A 21,598-nucleotide genomic window follows, 5' to 3' on the forward strand; every position below is an offset into this window, starting at 1 on the left:
TCCTTCGCACATTATTTGCCTGTTAATTCTAAGTTACTTGCTCTTTCAGCCCAGCAACCAGAACCATCAGGAATTAATTCTATAATTTCAATATATTGCGGTGTCACTTTATCGATTTTCCCATGATAAAGTCCAAGATACTCACCGACCCCTAAGCGATATACGTTTGCATCAGATGACTCTACTAAAGCCCAAGTCGTGCCATCTTCACTTAACGTACCGCGCATTCTTAAATTGTCTATCGCATATGTTTCTAAGCGCCCCTTACGGCGTTTCAAATCAGGTTGTAGACAATTTCTACTGGTATCCACCACTTCTTCGGTAAGCTCTCGTGAAGGTGGTACAAAAGGACTGCGCATTAACTCTGCTTGATAGGCAAAGTGTTCAAACTTAGGTGTTTCTTTTAACGGAGGAATACGAGCAATATGCTGCGCTTTAGTTGTTGTCACAAACAACTCTAAATCACTGCGATCACCAATACAGCCAGTTAACATCAATACCACCAACATCAAAGGCAAGAATTTCATTATTTCTTCCCCTTATTTTGATCTGCTGGTAATTGTGCACCTTCTTTAAATCGATAGGTTTTCGCGAGAATATCCATCGATAAACTTCCACTTTCATCACGCTTGATAACAAAGTCATGCAAGCTAACGATACGAGGTAATTTTGCTACACCGCTGACCATATTACCTAGTTGGTGATAATCACCGACTACGGCCAGCTTAATTGGGAACTCCAAATAGAAGTCGCGTTCGATTTCAGTATCCCAATCCAGACTGTTAATACGTAAACCTGCATCGGTCGCAACAAAGGTGGTGTCATCCAATAGGCCTGGCATTTCATTTTCAGAAGGTAGCATTTTTAGCAATTCTGCAAATTGCGCTTCCATTACCACTAACTGCTCACGATATAATTTCAAATTTGCAGCTAGACGATATTTACTTTGAAAGTCTTCCCTTAAGGTAATTTCTTTTCTTTCTTCTGTATCGAGTACATCTAATGCATCAGATACGAACAAGTAATAACTCGCTCCCATCACTGTCAATGAAAGAAAAACGGCAAAAACAACTTTGACTAAAGTAGGCCAACCACCAATGTTTTCAAAATCAATATCATTAAACTGCTCTAAGTCGAGATTCATTTTCGACCTCCTTCAGTTGAATCCATTGGTAGAGTGTCATCAAAAATGGTCACTCTTAATCTGAACTTCTGTAATTGTCTTAAATTTTCGTTTTGGCTAATGATCGACTGCATGCTTGGATCATTTAAATATTGCGATGTTTTGACTTTTCTCATCATATTCGCAACGTTGTTATTTGATTCACTGCGACCTTCAATCCAAAGTAAGCTACCTTTCTTTTCAATACTTGAAAGATATATTCCTGGTGGAACGATACGCACGAGTTCATCTAAAACATGTGTCGGCAAATTACGAGATTGCTGTAGGTTTAATATAATCTTAGTACGTCTTTCAATATCTTTCTTGCGTGCAGTAATTTTTCTTATTTCTGCGATTTGGCTATCAAGAAAAGATATTTCAGTCTGAAGATATGCATTTCGTTGACGTTGATCATCAGTCACAACCTCAATAAAGCTTAATGCTAAAAATACAATTAAACACGTCACTAAGAAAACTAACGCTAATATACCTATATAATCTCGTTTTTGTTTTTCTCTGGCCTCTTCACGCCATGGAAGTAAGTTTATGTTCGCCATTGAGCGTAACTCCTAAGCGCTAAACCACAGGCAACCATATATTTACTAATACTAGGCTCTAGCTGGTTTTTAATATCAACATCAGCATGTAAACAACCTTGGAATGGGTCTGCAACAATTGAATGCACCCCTAATTCATTAGTTAATAATGCTGTCATGCCTTCAAGTTTTGCCGTTCCGCCACTTAAGACAATATAATCAACTTTATCTTTACCACTGGCTGTACAATAAATTTGAAGCGTTCGTTTAATTTGCTGCAATAACTGTGTTTGGAAAGGTGATAACACCTCAAACATATAATTGCGTGGTAACTCACCGGTTATTTTGGCATTTTCAGCTTCATCATAAGACATGCCGTAAAACGATAGAATTGATTGGGTAAATAGTTCACCACCAAATGCTTGCTCACGAATAAAGGTTGTTTCACCATGCTCAACCACTGCAAAGGTAGTCATATTGGCACCAATATCCACCAAAACCACAGATTTTTCGTTAGCACCTTCAGGTAGCTGAGCAAGAATCAACTCAGATGACCGACCTAAAGCATAAGCTTCAACATCGACAACCTTAGTATCAAGTTCAATTGCATCCAAAGAATCCATTCTGGAATCAATATTATCGGTACGACAAGCACTTAATAGCACATCAACTTTCGTCGGGTCAGTTGTGTTGGCATTGAGTGTTTCAAAATCGATACTCACTTCATCGAGTGAATAAGGGATAAGGTTATCTGCTTCAATTTCAATTTGTGCTTCCATTTCTTCTTCATTTAGTGAAGCGTCCATGTAAATCACTTTCGTCATTACAGCAGAGCCAGAGACCGCAACAGCAGCAGACTTAATTCCTTTTGGCAGTCCACGCCTTATATGCCTTAATGATTCAATTACCGCTTCAGCATCACGGATCTCATGATCGACAACTGCACCTTTTCTCAAAGGAGCAGATATATAGTTTAGAATTTTATATCCATCAGCGGTCTTGCTAAGCAAAATGGCTTTTACTTCATGAGAACCAATATCGATTCCAACCATTTGCGGAGCCTGACGCTTCCAAAATTTAGAAAGCATATTCCGTCATCGCATTTATTTTTTTATATTTTAAAATAGATTAGCACAAAATCAACTCGTTATAAGTATTTGTATTAAATGTTTCTAAATTTTACAACTTGTTTTTTTTTGTTTTCATGTTTTTACTTCACCAAAAACCCTCCCGCTTATATACTAGCGAGCATATTTATGATTTTTGGAATATTTCGGTGAAGTGGTTAAAACGAATACTTATTGCTATATTTAGCTTAACTTTATTAGGCGTCGGCACTATTGTCGCAGCTTATTATTATCTTTTGCCTGAATTACCGGATGTAAATACACTCAAAACGGTAAAATTACAGACACCATTAAGAATATACAGCAGTGACGGGCTGCTTATTTCTCAGTTTGGTGAAAAAAGAAGAATCCCAATTGAATATCAGGATGTACCTGAGCAATTAATAAATGCTGTTTTGGATACCGAAGATGCTCGTTTTTTTGAACATAAAGGCATCGATCCTATCGGTATTGTTCGTGCTGCGGTCATTTTAATTACCACGGGTAAAAAAAGCCAAGGTGCGAGTACGATTACTCAACAGGTAGCCCGAGGGTTCTTTTTATCACGTGAAAAAACCTATATTCGAAAAACCAAAGAAATTTTCTTAGCATTAAAAATTGAAAAAGCACTTACTAAAGAAGAAATCTTAACACTCTATTTGAATCGTTCATTCTTAGGTAACCGCGCATATGGTGTCGGTGCTGCTGCTCAAGTTTATTACGGTAAAGATTTAATTCAACTGACATTACCAGAAATGGCAATGATTGCAGGCTTACCCCAAGCGCCTTCTGCAGCAAACCCTATTCGTAACCCAGAGCGAGCTAAAACACGTCGTAATTGGGTACTCAGTAGAATGCTTGAAAAACGCAATATCACTGAGTCGCAATATCAAGAAGCCATTAATTCACCGATCACAGCAAAATATCACGGTGCTGAAATTGATTTATATGCACCCTATATTTCTGAAATGGCTCGTGAGTATATGGTAAGTCAATACGGTGAAGAAGAAGCCTATACCAATGGCTATAACGTCTACACCACCATATCTTCTGATTTACAATTAAAAGCCCAAAGTGCATTACGAGATAATGTATTTGCTTACGATCAGCGTCACGGTTACCGAGGGTCTATCGCCGAATTATGGCCTTCAGAACCTACAGTTGAAAGTATGGCCACCAGCGATATTATCGCTAATTTGAAGAAAACGCGCCCTATGCAAGGCATTATGCCGGCTGCTGTTATTGCGATAAATGAGCAACAAGCAACTGTATTGAATGCCGCAGGCGAAGAAATTCTGTTGGAATGGAATGGCTTAAAGTGGGCTCGTAAATTTATATCAGATAGACGCCAAGGAAAACCACCAAAGAAAGCGGAAGATATTTTAGCTGTTGGTCAAAAAGTGTGGATTAGAAATAATGGCGAATATTGGCAACTCTCTCAAATTCCTCAAGTCTCTAGTGCCACAGTTTCACTTGAACCAAGTGATGGTGCGATTAAAACTCTTGTAGGCGGTTTTAGCTTTACCCAAAGTCAGTATAACCGTGTCACTCAAGCCAAACGTCAGTTAGGTTCTAATATTAAACCTTTCATATACTCTGCTGCACTTGAAGACGACTATACTTTGGCAACATTAATTAATAATGCGCCAATCAATAAACCAGATACTCGACAAGGTACAGCTTGGCGTCCTAAAAACTCGCCGGATATTTATGGTGGCCCAACTCGTTTACGTGTAGGTCTGGCCCAGTCAGTTAATGTCATGTCTGTACGTACAATGAGACATATTGGTTTAGATAACACCATAGCCAAGTTAGTTGAGTTTGGTTTTGATCCTGACGACTTACCTCGTAATGAATCTGTCGCGCTAGGTTCACCTTCGGTTACACCTTTGCAAGTGGTTACTGCATTCAATGTATTTACTAATGGCGGCTACTTAGTTGAGCCATATTTCATTACACAAGTAACCGATTCATTTGATAATGTCATCGAGGAAGCCAATCCACTATTAGCTTGCACGCCTGCTGTCCTTGATAAAATGGCTGAAGTAGCAAGTGATGAGAATGACCCTTTTGCGGCTATGGCGGCTGAATTTGCACGCTCTCAAGGCGCTGAACTTGAGGAGAGCATTGAGACTGAAAGTAGCAACAACACATTACCACTGTGTGGTGATGAAAATAGCCGCTTTGCCCCAAGAATTATTACTGAGCAAACTGCGTTCTTAGTGACTGAAGCTCTTAAAAGTGTAATTTGGGGTGGTGGCGACTGGAGTAAAGGTACAGGCTGGAATGGTACAGCATGGCGTGCATCTCGCTTGATAAAGCGCCGTGATATTGCGGGTAAAACTGGCACAACCAATGAATCTCGTGACACTTGGTTTAGTGGATTTAATCCAACATTAACCTCTACGTTCTGGGTTGGATTTGATGATCATAGCCGCAGACTCGGTCGCACAAGTTGGGTAGCTGATGGGCCAGAAAACCAAATATCAGGTGCTGAAGCGGGTGCGAAAACCGCAGGGCCGGGTTGGAATGACTTTATGAATCAGGCGCTCAAAGGCACTGAGGAAAAGACAACGATTCCGCCTAAAGGCATTATCTCCGCACGTATCGATTTGGCAACGGGTCTACTGACCCGTAAGACGGATCATACCACCTCTTTTGAGTATTTTGTTGAGGGCACTGAGCCAAAAGAATACGCAAAAGAAGAGATAACAGATGAAAATATTTTCATCGAAAACCCAACAGATGATTTATTTCAGTAATCGCTTTATTCTAAAAGTTAATCTGACATAACAAAAAGCCCTGAGTTAATGATTAACTCAGGGCTTTTATAATTTTAAGCGTTACCTATTCAGCTAACACTGGTGATTACTGACCTTGCTTTACAGCCAATGCTTGTTTCACTTGAAGAATAGATGTACCACCTAATGCTTCACGTTTTTCCAAACAAGATTCAATAGTTAAACAGGCATATACATCATCTTCAATGACGTCGCTAAATTGCTTTAATTCAGCAAGTGGTAATTCTTCTAACGGTGTTTGCTTACCAATAGCAACCACTACCACCTCGCCCACTACATGATGCGCTTCTCTGAATGGCATTCCTTTAGCAACAAGATAATCAGCTAATTCTGTAGAGTTAGCGTAACCCTGTTGCGCTGCAGCTAAGGTTCTTTCACGATTAACTTGTAGGCCGCTTAACACAAGTGCAGCCATCTCAAGACAGATAGACCAGCTATCCATCACATCGAATAAGCCTTCTTTATCTTCCTGCATGTCTTTGTTATAAGCCAAAGGTAATGCTTTCATGGTGGTTAAAATGCCCATTAAGCTGCCATAAACACGGCCAGTTTTACCTCTAATAAGCTCAAGTGCATCAGGGTTTTTCTTTTGTGGCATTAATGATGAACCAGATGTCACTTCATCATCTAAATCAATAAAACCCGCTTCACCGCTGTTAAAGAAAATTAAATCTTCAGCCATACGGCTTAAGTGCATCATGCTGATAGATGCATCACTGCATAACTCAATCACATGGTCGCGATCTGATACGGTATCAAGGCTATTTAATGTTGGCGTCGCAAACCCGAGAGATTCAGCAATGGCATGTCTATCCATAGGATAAGCTGTACCAGCTAATGCGCCTGAACCTAAAGGACACGTGTCAGCACGCTTTAATGCATCTTCTAAACGACTAATATCACGTTCAAACATTTCTACATAAGCTAAACACCAGTGACCAAATAATACTGGCTGAGCTCTTTGTAAATGGGTGTAACCTGGCATAACAGCATCTATTTCACGTGCAGCAAGGTCAATTAATGCACCTCTAAGCTTTTGCAGCAGCGCAAGTGATTGCTCACCCTCTTTTCTACACCATAGCTTTAAATCTGTCGCCACTTGGTCATTACGAGAGCGTCCTGTGTGCAGTTTTTTACCTAAATCGCCCACTTTAGCAATCAAAGATTGTTCCACAAAACTATGAATATCTTCAGCACCTGAAGCAATAATGGCTTCTGGCTTATCAGCAACTTCAGCAAGTAGCTCGTTTAATGCTGCATGTAATTGCTCACATTCCTGTTGGGTTAAAATACCCACTGAAGTAATCGCCGTAGCCCAAGCAATCGAGCCGACAATATCTTCTTCAATTAAACGATAATCTACTGGCAGTGAGTCATTAAATAACTTAAATAATGCGCTGCTTTCTTGACTGAATCTTCCGCCCCATAACGCCATGTCGATACCCTCTTTAAATTCTTTAATTCAATTACATTAATCTGACAAAAACGGGGCTTATATCAGCCCCGTTTGTTTACTCTTAACAGTTGAGCTTATTTGCTGTTAAGTGCTCTGATACGGCTTGATAAAGAATAAAGGCGAATAAAGCCTTCAGCATCTTTTTGGTCGTAAACATTATCGTCACCAAACGTCGCAAACTCTTCTGAATATAAGCTATTTGGAGAACGCTTTTTAACAACACTTGCTTGACCTTTGTAAAGCTTAACCACAACTTCACCGTTAACCAGCCCAGCTAATGCTTCTGACGCAGCAATCAATGAATTACACAGCGGTGTAAACCAACGACCGTCATAGACCAAATGAGCCATTTGAGCGCCAACCTGTTCACGCCACTCACGACTTGTTTTATCAAGCACTAACTCTTCAATGGCACGAAGGCCAGCAAACATCACAGTGCCGCCTGGCGTTTCATAACAACCACGAGACTTCATGCCAACCAAACGGTTCTCAGTAATGTCGATACGGCCTACACCATGTGCGGCAGCAAGTTCGTTTAACTGCATTAATGCTGCGTATGGAGATAAAGCCACACCGTCAACATGAGTCACACGGCCATTTTCAATGTTTAACGCAACATACTCTGGCGTATTCGGTGCATCTTCTGGTGCAACCGTCATGGTCCACACTTCTTTGCTTGGCTCGTTCCATGGGTCTTCTAGCTCGCCACCTTCATGCGAGATATGCCAAGCATTAGCATCACGACTATAGATTTTGGTCGCCGAAGCTGTGGTTTCAATGTTTCTTTCAGCTAAGTAATCTAATAAATCTTCACGGCTCACCATTGACCACTCACGCCAAGGTGCAATGACTTTTAAATCTGGAGCAAGCGCAGCAAAACAGCCTTCAAAACGAACTTGGTCATTACCTTTACCAGTACAACCATGACAAACTGCATCAGCACCCACTTTACGAGCCACTTCGACTTGTGCTTTAGCAATAATAGGACGCGCCATTGACGTTCCTAGTAAATAAGTCCCTTCGTAAATTGCGCCCGTTGCAATCGTTGGGTAGATGTAATCAGCCACCAGCTCTTCTTTTAAGTCGACGATATAACATTCAGAAGCACCAGACTCGATAGCTTTTTCATGCAAACCTTCAAGCTCTTCTGCCCCCTGACCGACATCAGCACAAAATGCGATAATTTCGCAGTTATCGTAGGTCTCCTTCAACCATGGGATAATGGCTGAGGTATCTAAACCACCTGAATACGCTAATACAACTTTCTTAATACTGGTTTGTGTTTCAATTGACATCTTTAATTTTTCCTAACATAAACTGTGTAAAGTAGGTTCGCTTTTAGCCAACCAACGAAATTTTCAATTAACCCAACAAGGTCACTAGCACTGCATTTTGCGCATGCATTCTATTTTCAGCTTGTTGCAGAATGAGTGAGCCTTCACCATCAACCACTTCCGCAGTTGCTTCTACTTCTCTGTATGCTGGTAAACAATGCATAAAGAAGTTAGCGCCCACTTTTGTCATCAGCCCAATGTTTACTTGGTATGGTTTAAATTTAGCTTCAATCTCTGCCATTGAAGTGTCATCACCCATAGAGATCCAAGTATCAGTATAAATCGCATCTTGCGGCCCCATTTCATTAACGTCTGAGGTCAAAATAAGCTGACCGCCATGTTTAGCCGCTAATGCTTGAACTTCACAAACTACTTGGCCATCAGGGAAATGCCCTGGAGGACACACGACTGTCATCGTCGCGCCCAGAATCGCTGCGCCATACATCAAAGAGTGAGTGACATTATTACCATCACCTAAGTAAGCGAGTTTTACTTTGCTTACATCATCAAACTTTTCAGATAAGGTCAGAAAATCAGCTAAACCTTGGCACGGGTGGTATAAGTTACATAAGGCATTAATAACAGGAACTGAAGCATGTTCGGCTAAGCCCGCAATGGTAGTATGCGAAAAGGTTCTCGCGACTATCGCGTCTGCCCAACAAGAAATATTAGTCGCAAAATCTGAAACAGGTTCACGTTTACCTAATGCGCCATTTTGCTGATCAAGATAAACAGCATGGCCACCGAGTTTATTAATACCAATGTCAAAGCTAACGCGGGTTCGCAGCGAAGGTTTTTCAAACAGCATTACGACACTTTTGCCTGCTAATGCTTGGTTGTAATCTGCTGGATTAGCTTTAATTTTTTTCGCTAACGCTAATAAATCGAGCAGTTCTGTTTGCGACAGATCTTTTATTGATAGTAAATGTTCCATGAGTGTTGTACTCCTATGGCTTAATTTGGGTGCCAACGGACTGTCCGTTCGTTAAGGCAATTAATTGTTGAGGTTGTTTCCAAGATGCAACTTGCACTGGTTTACCCATCCACTGAGCAACTTCTAATGCCGCTTCTACTTTGACCTTCATTCCTTTTTCTATCACGCCTTGCTGAACTAAATCTGAAATCTGTTGTTGATTTAGCTCAGTAATTAACTCTTTATTGCCATCTAATACACCTGGTACATCAGATAACAGCACTAATTGACCTTCAACTAATTTGGCAAGTGCTGTCGCAGCTTGATCTGCATTGACATTGAGCATTTCACCTTGCGAAGAGACAGCAATCGAGCTACAAATCGGCAGCCAGCCCTGTGATAGTAAATAATTTAAATAACTAGGGTCGTTCGGGGATACTTCACCTACTAAGCCTAGGTTTTCATTTTTTATTGATGCATGAACAGTATTACCGTCCGCTAAACTCATACCCACTGAAACAATGCCAGCCTCAATGGCTGCAGCTTGTAATAACTTGTTAGCTGTTCCAGCTAGTGCACCAACAACAATTGGGATTTGATCGGCAGGTGTTACCCGTAAGCCATCAAGCTTAATCGTTTCTTTTCCGTTTGCAGTTAATTGCTCATCCACCAAGCAACCACCACCATGAACAAAAATAACCTTTTGCTTCTGTGACATCATTTCTGCGACAACAGACATTAACTCTGCCATGCCTGAAGCTGATTGTAATAATGCGCCGCCCACTTTAAGCACAATAACAGGCTTGTTATTTGACATATTGTTACTTCCTGTTAAAGACCAAAGTGAATTTTAATGCACTGTAAGCCTTGGCTAGCAGCACCTTTCATTAAGTTATCGATTGCACTGGCAACCACAAGGTAATTGCTTTGCGGATCATATTTCCAACCGACGATACAATTGGGTGTGTTAACGACATCATCAACTTTAGGAAATTGATTATGCTTCACACTGACTAACGGGCAATCGTCATAGATTTGATATGCTGCAGCAATATCAGCTTCGGTTGTCCCTTTGGCTAATTGCACAGTAATCGTAGCTAAAATCCCACGTTTAAAATTACCTAAATGCGGCGTAAAAATAACTTCTTGCCCTAATTGCGTGGCAATTTCAGGTTGATGCCTATGACCTAAAACGCCATATGGCGTTAAGCTCACCTCACAAAAACTGGTATGCAACTGTGCTTTTCTGCCCGCGCCAGTCACACCACTGACGGCATTAATCACTGGATATGCGTCAGTTAACATTGGTTTTAAAGGTTTAAGCGCCGTTAATGATGCTGTTGGATAACAACCAGGAACCGCAATCATTTTACTTTGTGCAATTTGCTCATGATTCCATTCAGCTAAACCGTAAACCGCATCAGCGAGTACAGCAGCTTGTGTGTGCTCAAAGCCATACCATTTAGGGTACTGCTCAACATCAGCAAAACGATACGCACCACTTAAATCAAATACCGCTAAGCCCTGTTGATAAAAGAAAGCAGCAAGTTCTAAGCTAACAGAATGTTCAGTGGCAAGTACCACAGCATCAGCTTGCTCGACAATGGTCTGTTTTTCAGCAGCAGATAATGGAGACAAAGGAATTTGAATATGTTGATAAGTCGGATACAAGTCCGCAAGTAAACGACCTTTATCAAGACTGTTCTCTGACACGTACAAGCCTTGAATTGATAATGACGCGTCAGCATCAATAAGAGCGGTGATTTGTGCGCCGGTATAACCACTTGCACCAATAATTGCGATATTTTTCATTATTTTGTCGTCTTTAAGTAAGTAAAATGTTGAAGATGAATCAATACGTGAGCAGGGCGCTCGAGAATAAAACTATCGTCGAAGATAGTTTACCTTGGGATCTGTTACAGTGAGTTGAATCGCAATTAAATACATATCTATAATTCTTAAATCGTTATCAAGTTATGGTGAATACCTTAGCTGTTTGCTAGACTAACACAAATTATTACTTATGCAATAATAATGAATACATATTTTATTGCGATAGCTAAAAAGGTTCCTATGAATTCATTGCCAGAACTAAAAGATGCTTTTAAAAAGCTGATTGCACTACCATCTATTAGTGCATTAGAAGCAGAACAGGATATGAGTAACCATGCAGTTATTGAACTTCTGCAATCTTGGTTTTCAGAGATGGGTTTTGACTGCACGGTACATACTGTTGCTGACAGTCGTGGTAAGCAAAATTTGGTCGCGACCATTGGTTCAGGTAAAGGTGGGTTATTGCTGGCTGGACACACTGATACAGTACCTTTCGATGAAGGCCGATGGAGTCAAAGCCCATTTGAGCTAACCGAAAAAGATAATCGCTGGTATGGGTTAGGTACCTGCGATATGAAAGGTTTTTTTGCACTCATTATGGAAGCACTCAAAAGCATACCTTTGCATGAGTTAAAACGTCCGCTACATATTTTTGCAAGCGCCGATGAAGAAACAACGATGAATGGTGCTAAAGCATTTGCGGATGCTAAAAGTATTGCGCCTGACTACGCCATCATTGGGGAGCCCACCAGTTTAAAACCGGTATATATGCATAAAGGGCATTTAGCTCAAGGGATCCGAGTGATTGGCCGCAGCGGCCATTCTTCTGATCCTGCTCGTGGTTTAAACGCCATCGAAATCATGCATCAAGTGGTTGGCCAACTAATGAAGCTTAAACAGCATTTAAGTGAGAATTATCGCGAAGATGCTTTTAGTGTGCCTTATCCAACCATGAATTTTGGTCATATACATGGTGGTGATGCCGCCAACCGTATATGTGGTTGCTGCGATTTACACTTAGATATTCGCCCTCTTCCTGGGATGGAATTAGCCGATTTAGAATTAATGGTGATTAACTATTTATCTGAAATTAATAAGCAGTATCCAGGCAGTATCGAAATATCGACTTTATATCCTGGTTCTGAGTCATTCGCTGGCAAAGTTGATAGCTACTGGACAGAGTTAGTCGCTGAAATATCTAACACTCAAGCTGAAGTCGTCAATTATGCCACCGAAGCACCCTATATTAAACAGCTTGGCTGTCAAACTTTGGTGATGGGACCAGGCAGTATTAATCAAGCCCACCAGCCAGATGAATACATTGGCTTAGAGTATTTAACGCCAACTGTTGAGTTAATGAAAAAGCTTATTTATCAGGCTTGTATTAAATAGTTGTGATGAACATCAGCGTTAATCGATTATGTATTTTAATTAATAGAAGAAGCCATTGACCGATACCCTCGCACCTCGCTATTGTGCTAGCTAAAGTCTGATATTGTAACGGCTAATTAAGTTAACTTATGGAGTAATTATGGCAGAGCAAACCGCCGACATGTACGCTTCTTTGCGTTCGAATGTGAGTAGCTTAGGGCAGATTCTGGGTGATACGATGCGTGATCACCTTGGCGAAGCATTTCTCGAAAAAGTAGAGCAAATCCGTATTCTTGCAAAAGAGTCCCGCCAAGGCGACGCTGACTCAAGACAGCAAATGCTCACTTTATTGAATTCCTTACCAGACGAAGAACTGGTTCCTTTTGCGAAAGCCTTTAACCAATTCTTAAATCTAGCCAATATTGCAGAACAATTTCACACCATAAGCCGTAACTGTGACGAGCTAGTTTGTGTGCCCGACCCAGTAGAGCAGTTGCTTGGAAGAATGCTTAATAGTAATGCCAATGAACAAGATGTTATCAATTGCTTAAAGACACTTGATATTGATTTGGTGTTAACCGCGCATCCAACAGAAATCTCCCGCCGAACATTAATTCAAAAGTATTCGGCCGTTGTCGATTGCCTAACTGAGCAAGAAAATAAGCAATTAACAGAGCGAGAAAGAAATCAATCTCATTTAAGATTACGTCAATTGATTGCCCAAATTTGGCATACCAATGAAATTCGTAATGAGCGACCAACACCTGTCGATGAAGCTCGCTGGGGGTTAAGCACTATTGAAGCTTCTCTATGGCAGGCAGTACCTGACTTTTTACGCCAATTAAATGATCACGTAGAAGCTAAAACAGGTCAACAAATTCCAGCAGATATTTGCCCTGTTAGATTCTCAAGTTGGATGGGTGGCGATAGAGATGGTAACCCATTTGTCACCTCCGTCGTGACTGAGGAAGTCCTTTTACGGAACCGCCATGCAGCGGCAAGATTATATTTAAAGGATGTAGTTTCATTGGTTAATGAACTCTCCATGGAAGATGCCAACGCTGAGTTAATGGCACTCGTTCCAAACAGTAAAGAGCCATACCGCGATGTATTAAGGCACCTACGTCATAAACTCCGTAACACGATTGACTACCTAAATGCGCGCCTTGAAGGCCATCAAGTCGACGTAAACTATAATGATTTGGTATGGGAACTAGATGATTTAAAACAGCCACTTGAATTGCTTTATCGCAGTTTGTCAGAGTCAGGCATGCGTTTAATAGCCAATGGCTTATTACTCGATATGTTGCGCCGTTTAGCCTGTTTTGGCATTCATATGCTGCGACTAGACATTCGCCAAGATGCCGAACGTCATAGCGATGTCATCGCTGAGCTAACTCGCTACTTAGGCATGGGTGATTATGACCATTGGGACGAAAATGAAAAACAAGCCTTCTTGCTCAGAGAGCTCACCAGTCGTCGCCCATTGATCCCTTCTGCTTGGCAGCCTTCTGCTGACGTTCAAGAAGTCATTAAAACGTGTCAGCTAGTCGCAACTCAACCAGCTACGGCACTGGGCTCGTACGTTATCTCAATGGCGAGTAAACCTTCTGACGTGCTAGCTGTATTATTGCTATTAAAAGAAACGGGCTGCCAGCATCCAATGCGTGTAGTGCCATTGTTTGAAACATTAAGCGATTTAAACACTGCCGCTGACTGTATGACAAAATTACTCGATATTGATTGGTACCGTGGTTACACCAAAGGTATGCAAGAAGTAATGATTGGTTATTCAGACTCAGCGAAAGATGCTGGTGTCATGGCAGCAGCTTGGGCGCAATACCATGCTCAGGAACAACTCGTCGCTGTGTGTAAAAAAGCTGACGTTAAACTAATGCTTTTCCATGGCCGCGGTGGCTCTATTGGTCGTGGCGGCGGGCCAGCTCACAAAGCAATTTTGTCTCAACCTCCGGGCTCAGTTGACGGTCGTATCCGAGTTACTGAACAAGGTGAGATGATCCGCTTTAAATTCGGCTTACCCAAAGTTGCCGTACAAAGTTTAGCGCTTTACACATCAGCTGTAATGGAGGCGACTTTATTACCTCCTCCAGAGCCAAAACAAGAATGGCGTGATTGCATGCAGCGTATTGCGGATGACTCAGTTAAAGCTTATCGCGGAATCGTTCGTGAGGAGCCTGATTTTGTGGCTTACTTCAGAGCTGCAACCCCTGAAGTGGAGCTAGGTAAACTGCCTCTTGGTAGCCGACCAGCTAAAAGAAGAGTTGATGGCGGGATTGAAAGCCTTCGCGCTATTCCTTGGATATTCGCATGGTCACAAAACCGATTGATGTTACCTGCTTGGCTTGGCTCTGGCGAGGCATTAACTGCGGCAAATGAGCGTGGTGAAACTGAGCTTTTAAAAGAAATGGAACAACAATGGCCATTCTTTGAAACCCGCATATCAATGCTAGAAATGGTTTATATGAAAGCAGAGCCTAACCTAGCACGATACTATGAAAGCACGCTGGTCCCAGAAGATTTACATCATTTAGGTAAAAAGCTCCGTACGAGTCTACAATTAGGTACTGAAGCAGTATTATCTTTAACGGAATCAGAAGAGTTAATGTCGCATACTCCGTGGAATAGAGAGTCAGTTAAGCTTCGTAACCCTTACATTGACCCGCTAAACTTTTTACAAGCAGAACTGCTAAGCCGTACTCGTAATGAAGAACAAGCTTCAAAGCAAGTGGAGTTAGCACTAATGCTCACCATTGCTGGTGTAGCAGCAGGAATGAGAAACACAGGATAATGACATTGTTCAAAACAATACTAATCTGTTGCATGTTGTTACTGACTGGCTGTGCTAGTCAGTACAGTATCACTGAGTCGGAAGTAGAAGATTATCTTAATAATGAAATGCATTATGAGGTCTCTCAAGGTAATCAAATCTTCGGATTACAACTTAAGCTCAATGATATGGAAGTAGAATTAGGTCATAAACCAAATACTATTTCTGTTACTGCATTAACTGAGATGGGGGTAAAAAATCCCTTTAAGTCAATCTCAGCAGATATGGAAATCACTTTTGAAGCAGAGCCATGGTATGACGTAGAAAGTAAAAGCATCTTTCTAAAGAAGCTCGACTTGGTTAGCGTTAAATCTGAGCCTGCAGATATTGAACAGATGCTTAAACCGATTACGCCACAATTAATGATATTTTTGCGAACGTTTTTGGAATCACAGCCCGTCTATGTGCTCGACACCAATGACTCCAATCAAGCACTAATGGCTTCGATGACTAAAGCCATTGAAGTACAAAAAGGTAAAATCGTGATTAAGTTCTAACATTTTAATTTGAACTAACCTACGTTATTTTAAAAGCGCCAACTGGCGCTTTTTTATGTCAGTAATCCCATAAAGGAAGAGAAAACCATGTTAAAAATGAGCAACTAAGTGACAAAGTACACCTGCAACTAAAACGCCGGTAACATGAAAACTCAAAGTAAGCAGCTAAGTTCTATTAACAAAACATCGTCTACTTTCAATAAAAACTAGCCACATTAATCAAAGATCGAAAGGATTAAAAGTTTTTGACCGGCTCAACCACCAAGGTGCTAGTGTGCACAGGGTTTTCTGACTGCATATACAAATCTCGCACTAGCTTAAAATCTAGCTCCAATTCGGTGACATAAAAGCCGTCTATCGGATAAGTCTTGACCACTTTGGCTCCCTTGATCACACCAGAAACTTTAATCTTGGTGGCGATATTATTCAGCGAATGACCTTGTATTGCTGTTTGCGAATTAAGCTGCAGTCCGTAGACCTGTTCGGCTAATTCTCTATATGCCAAGATTTTTGACGCTTCCATAGCCATTAAAATCTGCTCTGAACGCATTTCTGCAGGTTGCTTCTCAATAGGTGCATAACCTACAGCATTTAAAACAGGAAAATCAGTTGGCTGATATTGCGCTGGTTGACTATTTAAAGCTTCACAACCACTTAATATAAACCAAGTCATAAGAAGTATTATTTTCATATTAATTACCAATAGAATATTTCATAAATAAATCAAAAAAACAAATAGAATATACTTAACCCGTGAATTAAACACTGCACGATTCTACGCAATAAAGATATTAAGCACCTTTATCATTATCATCTGAAAGAAAAGAACTAACTCCTGCTGCAATACCCCCAGCATTAGTTTCTGTAAAATAATCCATAATTAATTTAATCGCTGTAGAACCTGCACCAACATAATCAGAATAAATTAAACTACCTGCTAATGTCGAAGCTGGGCTTATTTCAGTATCGGTGGTTTCTTGATAAATATAAGATAATATTGGGGTATGATTTAAGATATTCACTGAATCGATAACATCTTTTTGATCAAAACCGTCTTCACCAAAAGAGAATTTATAAATATCCTCACCAATATTAGATTCTTCTGGTGTCGCATTACTTTTTAGCGAGCTTACTTCTTCGGAACTGACCTTAGCTGAAACTAATGTATTTTCGCCTACTGCATTGGTGACAGCAGTTTTGAGCATACTGGTTTGTAATGATGATAATAAGCCTTGTTGTAACTCCGTAATCATACTGCTATTCATATTTAGCGATAAGATACTTGAATTACCTAGCCCAGTCTCAGCCAGTATTTGTTGCTGCAAAGAGTCTACCGAAAATATTTCAGAGGTTGAACTAGAGTCAAGCACAGCACTGCCGACACTCTTAACTTTAGAGACACTTGTCAGAATATCAGCAAATGTATCGGAGTCACTACTCGATTGGGATTGAATTATTGTATCAGATTTGATTAATTCAGTTGATCTAGAGAGTGCAGACAAAGATTCTTGCTGAGTCATAATAGTATTTAACCAAGTAAAGTTAGAATAGACTTTTAAAATATTTCATTCATCAAAAACATGCTTAAATATAAATACACATGCAAATTTATAGTATACAATTAATAATACAAAGCCAATACAAATGACACAGTTAATAGCAAGCAAGTATAAACCCCACCAAACAATATATATCCACAACAAATCCATATATTACTTTTCAAATATAAAAACTTTAAAACAGATGCAACACCTCACACAAACAATATATATCAATAGTTAGTAACAAATAACATTAATATTAGTAAATAAGCGTAAAGATAATGAAGTTACTGTGTAGAAGATAGATATCATAGTTCAATTGACGTTAAAATTTATAAAACCCTCAACACAGTTGTTCAGAAATGAAATTAACAATCACGTTTGCAGCATTCATTCTATTAAGTATGTCAGCTTGTACAACGACTGAAGTCGCTGAAATAAAAGTACCGACTAAAGAAAACACCACAGTTAATGTTATTGAAACGGATGACGAAGTGATGAAAGGGGATCCTCAATATCGCCCTGTCAGAAATAATAATATTCAACAGGCGCAGCAAATTACTGGCTCAATATTTAACCCTGACAGCGTATATGATATTTATCAAAACAATAATCGTTATGATATTGGTGATATGATCTTAATCAGATTAAATGAAGAGATGACGTCGAAAAAATCAGTTAGCTATACCAGAGATAGCTCCAATGATTTCGAGTTATCCCCCAATATTACCGCTGGTAATATCAACATCGATGAGAACAATCTCAGCGCCGATTACTCTCAAGATAAAAGCTTTGATAGCTCCTCTGCAAGTAATCACAATAACTCTCTCTCTGGTACCATTACTGTTGCAGTAAGAGAAAAACTCCCTAACGGTAACTTAGTCGTTGCTGGGGAAAAGTGGCTAAAACTGAATAAAGGCGACGAATATGTGCGCTTTTCAGGTGAAATTAGAGTGACAGATATTGGCTCGGATCATTCAATTGATTCAAGCATGGTCGGAAATACAGTGATTGAAGTCAGTGGCAAGGGAGAGCAACAAGACAATCAAGATCCATCGCTAATTTCTAAACTGCTTAATGTGTTTGGCTAATCAATGAAGCAAATACTATGTGCAATATTAATGCTCTGCTTACCATCAATGTCCTATGCACAGTGGTATTTAGGCCAAGCATCAATTCCCTATGACGGTGATGATTATAATGACGTGCGTAAATTAGCTATTGAACAAGCAATTGAAAACGCCTCACTTCAAGCAAGTAGTTACATTAGTATCGAAAATACGGTAAGAGATGGCATTCTTACGAGTAGTAAAAGCAATATTGTATCGAAACAGCAAATCAGTGAGATTGTCATTCTTAATGAAACGATAACCGCAGGTAAGTTAACCGTTAATCTCAAGGTGAATCTTCATTCTAAATCGAATTGCATTAAAGATGCTTATTCCAAACAGCTAATCATTGCCCAGTTTCCTTTGATGACCCCTGAACAGGCTGCGCCTGGTGATATATACACTTTGCCATTTCATGTAGCCTCTAGATTCAAAAACGAACTCAGCAACCAACCAAGCGTCTTTGTTGAAGAACTGATACCTCAGATGGTGTTTAAGCCTGTGACCAGCTTTGACAGCATAAATCTAAAGACCATTCAAAGTATCTCACATAGGTTGAATAGCCAATTTCAAAGCCAATATTTAGTCTTTGGTTATATACGCGATATAGGTTTATATAATGAAATAAAGTCTGCTTTATTAACCAATACGATTTACCCAAAGCGTAACTTCACTATTAAAGTGTTTATGTACGATAGAATTAGCGACAGCATACTTCTAGAAGATGAATACCATGGTGAGGGAGGTTGGAGCTTCGACTCTTACTCTAAAGTTGATTTATCAAATAGTTTATTTTGGCGAAGTGAATACGGTAAAGCCATCGTTGATACTCTGTTTAAAGTCTCGCAAGACATTAACCAAACATTGAGTTGTGAGGCAACTAAAGCAACGGTAATAAATCGAGATGATGAGTTTATCACTATAAATATCGGCACTATGCATGGCGTTAAAAAAGGCGATATCTTTCAACATATCAAGCTTAAAAATATACCGTTAAGAAATACCGTGATGTCCACTCTAATGCCACCAGATGAACCAACGTTATTGGAAGTGATTCAAGTGAGCAATAAAATTAGCTTGCTCAAAGCACCAGAAAATGAAGACGTTAATGGCATAAATCAACACCAAGTAGATTTATACGATGTCGTCACAACAACCAGTTTTTAACTATTAGATAAACGATCTAGCGAACTAGATCATTTATCGGTGTAATTTACTTTGCAAATCGAGATATTGATGGGTAATCAACAATGACAGCTTCACCAAGCAAAGCACGGCGTAACATATCATAGGCAATTGCGGCACTGATACTTCGCACCAGTTGCCTAGATCGGCTCGGTAACTTAATCATCTGACTATATACTGCGTGCTTAGTGGCTAAAGCTATTGCAACAGTGCCAACAGGCTTATCATCAGAACCGCCATCTGGACCTGCTATTCCGCTGGTAGATAATGCAAAATCACTGTCTAGAATATCTCTTGCTCCTCTCGCCATCGCTTCCACAGTGGCAATAGAAACAGCCCCATAATCATCAAGTATTTGCGGATTTACGCCCAATATTTTTACCTTAGATTCATTACTGTAGGTCACCAATCCATGATGAAGATAAGAAGAGCTGCCTGCAAAATCAATTAATTGACTGGTGATCAACCCTCCAGTACAAGATTCAGCAATGCTTAAGCTGAAACCAGACTGATATAATCTATTATGGATCTCAGCGGCTAAAGTAGGCCTGTCTTCTGCTACAACCGCGATTCCAAGAATTGATTTAACTTTTTTAGTCACACTAGGGAGTTTGCTTATTGCTTTGTCCCCACGTGCAAAAATCTTGATTTCAATGTGCGGCATTGAAGAGCGATAACCTAACGTAATCCCATCTGGAAGATTTAATGGTGACAAACTATCCTCTAGTGAGGATTCTCCATGACCAATTGTGAGTAATTTTTTAAGCGACGTATTCTCGCTGATGCCATACTCTTCTTTGATAAAAGGGATGAATTGCTCTTTAATCATGTGCTTTAATTCGAAAGGCACGCCTGGAGTAAAGAACAACCAGGCCTTATTGAGCTTAACTCTGAAGCCACAGGCCGTTCCCACGGGGTTATCTACCATCACAGCCGACTCAGGCAACCAAGCTTGTTTTAAATTGCTCTTAGCCATTGTTCTATTATTACGAGCAAACCAGTTAACGAGCGTCTCACGCCACTCGATATTTTCAACTAATTCTTCACTCTTAGCCAAAGCCATAGCTTCTGCAGACATGTCGTCACTAGTAGGTCCTAAGCCACCATTAACAATGATTACGTCCGCATGATGGCTTCGTTCAATAAAGGCGTTCTTAAGATCTTCAAGTCGATCACCCACCGTGATTCTATGTTGAGTCTCAATTCCCAACTCCATCATGGTGTTTGCAACCCACGCAGCATTGGTATCAATAATCTGGCCAGATAAAACTTCTTCACCAGTACAAATCATTTCTAATTTCATTTTTTTCCCTAAAATGCTGACTTGAAAACTAAGCCAAATATATAAAACCTTTGAATTGCCTATCAAGATAGCTGACCTATATTAAACATCAACGATTAATAGGGAATAATTCATAATAGTAAGGTTTTAAATAATAATTACTATCTTCGAACTTCAAATCACAGAGACAAATACACTCACAAAATCACTAACTGAGCTATTTATTCTTTAAAAATTAGGCGCATGACGATAACCTACATTTCCTTGTAAGAGCTCATGGGCATTCTAGCCATATTGTTTATTAGCTTTAGCCGTTAACGAACTCACTCAAATTCCAGACACAAAAAAGCCCGCTACGTAAGTAACGGGCTATCTGCTCTCATTTAAGAGAAATTAGGCGCTTAGCAATGACCTATTTTTTACTATCCTTGTAAGGGTACATGGGCATATCGCTCGCACTATCAACTGTTGATGTGTCTAAACCCGCGGTTGAACTTTTTTTAGGCAAAGAAAAAGCCCTAACACATTGTGTTAGGGCTTTATCAGTATTAGGCGCTTGGCGATGACCTACTTTCACATGGGGAGACCCCACACTATCATCGGCGCGATTGCGTTTCACTACTG

Annotated in this window: 19 protein-coding genes; 6 read left to right on the forward strand and 13 right to left on the reverse strand. The window is 40.1% G+C overall.

What is annotated here, in order from left to right; genetic code table 11:
* Positions 1-11 precede the first annotated feature (11 nt).
* Genes Q4600_RS17115 through Q4600_RS17130 form a run of 4 tightly spaced genes read right to left on the reverse strand, consistent with a single transcriptional unit; the run spans position 12 to position 2,786 of the window.
* A complete protein-coding gene (locus Q4600_RS17115) occupies positions 12-527 on the reverse strand; it encodes a pilus assembly protein PilP (protein WP_102527700.1) in 516 nt (171 codons plus the stop codon).
* Positions 527-1,144: a type 4a pilus biogenesis protein PilO gene (locus Q4600_RS17120; protein WP_102527701.1), complete on the reverse strand. Its 618-nt coding sequence runs from the start codon at positions 1,142-1,144 to the stop codon at positions 527-529. The genes Q4600_RS17115 and Q4600_RS17120 overlap by 1 nt, the downstream gene beginning before the upstream one ends.
* The gene (locus Q4600_RS17125) at positions 1,141-1,719 is read right to left on the reverse strand and encodes a PilN domain-containing protein (protein WP_102527702.1); all 579 of its coding nucleotides are present in this window, start codon (positions 1,717-1,719) and stop codon (positions 1,141-1,143) included. The genes Q4600_RS17120 and Q4600_RS17125 overlap by 4 nt, the downstream gene beginning before the upstream one ends.
* Positions 1,707-2,786, reverse strand: coding sequence for a pilus assembly protein PilM (locus Q4600_RS17130; RefSeq protein ID WP_102527703.1), 1,080 nt, complete (start codon positions 2,784-2,786; stop codon positions 1,707-1,709). The genes Q4600_RS17125 and Q4600_RS17130 overlap by 13 nt, the downstream gene beginning before the upstream one ends.
* A gap of 188 nt (positions 2,787-2,974) precedes the next feature.
* Here Q4600_RS17130 and Q4600_RS17135 point away from each other — a divergent pair, with 188 nt between their 5' ends.
* Positions 2,975-5,566: a penicillin-binding protein 1A gene (locus Q4600_RS17135; RefSeq protein ID WP_303517286.1), complete on the forward strand. Its 2,592-nt coding sequence runs from the start codon at positions 2,975-2,977 to the stop codon at positions 5,564-5,566.
* Positions 5,567-5,672: 106 nt separating this feature from the next.
* Here Q4600_RS17135 and argH read toward each other — a convergent pair whose 3' ends face one another.
* The 5 genes from argH to argC form a co-directional block, all read right to left on the reverse strand.
* A complete protein-coding gene (gene argH, locus Q4600_RS17140; RefSeq protein ID WP_303517287.1) occupies positions 5,673-7,040 on the reverse strand; it encodes an argininosuccinate lyase in 1,368 nt (455 codons plus the stop codon).
* A gap of 95 nt (positions 7,041-7,135) precedes the next feature.
* A complete protein-coding gene (locus Q4600_RS17145) occupies positions 7,136-8,356 on the reverse strand; it encodes an argininosuccinate synthase (protein ID WP_229370928.1) in 1,221 nt (406 codons plus the stop codon).
* Between the two features lie 67 nt (positions 8,357-8,423).
* Positions 8,424-9,329, reverse strand: a complete 906-nt coding sequence (locus Q4600_RS17150; protein ID WP_303517288.1) for an ornithine carbamoyltransferase — start codon at positions 9,327-9,329, stop codon at positions 8,424-8,426.
* A 13-nt stretch (positions 9,330-9,342) separates the two neighbouring features.
* A complete protein-coding gene (argB, locus tag Q4600_RS17155) occupies positions 9,343-10,125 on the reverse strand; it encodes an acetylglutamate kinase (RefSeq protein ID WP_229370933.1) in 783 nt (260 codons plus the stop codon).
* A gap of 14 nt (positions 10,126-10,139) precedes the next feature.
* Positions 10,140-11,120, reverse strand: coding sequence for an N-acetyl-gamma-glutamyl-phosphate reductase (gene argC, locus Q4600_RS17160; protein ID WP_102527709.1), 981 nt, complete (start codon positions 11,118-11,120; stop codon positions 10,140-10,142).
* Positions 11,121-11,381: 261 nt separating this feature from the next.
* Between argC and argE the strand changes: the two genes are divergently transcribed.
* The 3 genes from argE (at position 11,382) to Q4600_RS17175 (ending at position 15,857) form a co-directional block, all read left to right on the forward strand.
* Positions 11,382-12,533, forward strand: a complete 1,152-nt coding sequence (gene argE / locus Q4600_RS17165) for an acetylornithine deacetylase (protein WP_303517293.1) — start codon at positions 11,382-11,384, stop codon at positions 12,531-12,533.
* Positions 12,534-12,672: 139 nt separating this feature from the next.
* On the forward strand, positions 12,673-15,321 hold the full coding sequence (gene ppc, locus Q4600_RS17170; protein ID WP_303517289.1) for a phosphoenolpyruvate carboxylase: 2,649 nt from the start codon (positions 12,673-12,675) through the stop codon (positions 15,319-15,321).
* Positions 15,321-15,857 (forward strand): DUF1439 domain-containing protein, encoded by a 537-nt coding sequence (locus Q4600_RS17175; protein WP_102527712.1) that lies wholly within the window; start codon positions 15,321-15,323, stop codon positions 15,855-15,857. The genes ppc and Q4600_RS17175 overlap by 1 nt, the downstream gene beginning before the upstream one ends.
* A 235-nt stretch (positions 15,858-16,092) precedes the next feature.
* Here the strand turns inward: Q4600_RS17175 and Q4600_RS17180 are convergent, their stop codons facing one another.
* Entirely contained in the window at positions 16,093-16,548 is a 456-nt protein-coding gene (locus tag Q4600_RS17180) for an LPP20 family lipoprotein (protein ID WP_303517290.1), read from the reverse strand.
* Between the two features lie 100 nt (positions 16,549-16,648).
* Positions 16,649-17,377, reverse strand: a complete 729-nt coding sequence (locus tag Q4600_RS17185; protein ID WP_303517291.1) for a hypothetical protein — start codon at positions 17,375-17,377, stop codon at positions 16,649-16,651.
* Positions 17,378-17,760: 383 nt separating this feature from the next.
* Between Q4600_RS17185 and Q4600_RS17190 the strand changes: the two genes are divergently transcribed.
* Positions 17,761-18,489, forward strand: coding sequence for a flagellar basal body L-ring protein FlgH (locus Q4600_RS17190; RefSeq protein WP_102527715.1), 729 nt, complete (start codon positions 17,761-17,763; stop codon positions 18,487-18,489).
* A gap of 3 nt (positions 18,490-18,492) precedes the next feature.
* Entirely contained in the window at positions 18,493-19,674 is a 1,182-nt protein-coding gene (locus Q4600_RS17195; RefSeq protein ID WP_102527716.1) for a flagellar assembly protein T N-terminal domain-containing protein, read from the forward strand.
* Positions 19,675-19,720: 46 nt separating this feature from the next.
* On the opposite strand, the gene Q4600_RS17200 is transcribed toward Q4600_RS17195, so the two are convergent.
* Positions 19,721-20,995 (reverse strand): CinA family nicotinamide mononucleotide deamidase-related protein, encoded by a 1,275-nt coding sequence (locus Q4600_RS17200; protein ID WP_102527717.1) that lies wholly within the window; start codon positions 20,993-20,995, stop codon positions 19,721-19,723.
* 391 nt (positions 20,996-21,386) lie between these two features.
* A partial coding sequence (locus Q4600_RS17205; protein WP_303524420.1) for a hypothetical protein occupies positions 21,387-21,598 on the reverse strand: 212 nt, incomplete at its 5' end.

It is taken from the genome of Shewanella sp. 2_MG-2023 (assembly GCF_030548905.1).
Classification (GTDB): Bacteria; Pseudomonadota; Gammaproteobacteria; order Enterobacterales; family Shewanellaceae; genus Shewanella; species Shewanella electrodiphila.

Coding starts and splice junctions, on each gene's coding strand:
- Q4600_RS17145 (WP_229370928.1), bottom strand. CDS start 8,356: ATGTCAATTGAAACACAAACCAGTATTAAGAAAGTTGTATTAGCGTAT.
- Q4600_RS17115 (WP_102527700.1), bottom strand. CDS start 527: ATGAAATTCTTGCCTTTGATGTTGGTGGTATTGATGTTAACTGGCTGT.
- argH (WP_303517287.1), bottom strand. CDS start 7,040: ATGGCGTTATGGGGCGGAAGATTCAGTCAAGAAAGCAGCGCATTATTT.
- argB (WP_229370933.1), bottom strand. CDS start 10,125: ATGTCAAATAACAAGCCTGTTATTGTGCTTAAAGTGGGCGGCGCATTA.
- Q4600_RS17200 (WP_102527717.1), bottom strand. CDS start 20,995: ATGAAATTAGAAATGATTTGTACTGGTGAAGAAGTTTTATCTGGCCAG.
- Q4600_RS17120 (WP_102527701.1), bottom strand. CDS start 1,144: ATGAATCTCGACTTAGAGCAGTTTAATGATATTGATTTTGAAAACATT.
- Q4600_RS17130 (WP_102527703.1), bottom strand. CDS start 2,786: ATGCTTTCTAAATTTTGGAAGCGTCAGGCTCCGCAAATGGTTGGAATC.
- argE (WP_303517293.1), top strand. CDS start 11,382: ATGAATTCATTGCCAGAACTAAAAGATGCTTTTAAAAAGCTGATTGCA.
- Q4600_RS17195 (WP_102527716.1), top strand. CDS start 18,493: ATGAAGCAAATACTATGTGCAATATTAATGCTCTGCTTACCATCAATG.
- Q4600_RS17185 (WP_303517291.1), bottom strand. CDS start 17,377: ATGACTCAGCAAGAATCTTTGTCTGCACTCTCTAGATCAACTGAATTA.
- Q4600_RS17125 (WP_102527702.1), bottom strand. CDS start 1,719: ATGGCGAACATAAACTTACTTCCATGGCGTGAAGAGGCCAGAGAAAAA.
- Q4600_RS17190 (WP_102527715.1), top strand. CDS start 17,761: ATGAAATTAACAATCACGTTTGCAGCATTCATTCTATTAAGTATGTCA.
- ppc (WP_303517289.1), top strand. CDS start 12,673: ATGGCAGAGCAAACCGCCGACATGTACGCTTCTTTGCGTTCGAATGTG.
- Q4600_RS17150 (WP_303517288.1), bottom strand. CDS start 9,329: ATGGAACATTTACTATCAATAAAAGATCTGTCGCAAACAGAACTGCTC.
- Q4600_RS17180 (WP_303517290.1), bottom strand. CDS start 16,548: ATGAAAATAATACTTCTTATGACTTGGTTTATATTAAGTGGTTGTGAA.
- Q4600_RS17175 (WP_102527712.1), top strand. CDS start 15,321: ATGACATTGTTCAAAACAATACTAATCTGTTGCATGTTGTTACTGACT.
- argC (WP_102527709.1), bottom strand. CDS start 11,120: ATGAAAAATATCGCAATTATTGGTGCAAGTGGTTATACCGGCGCACAA.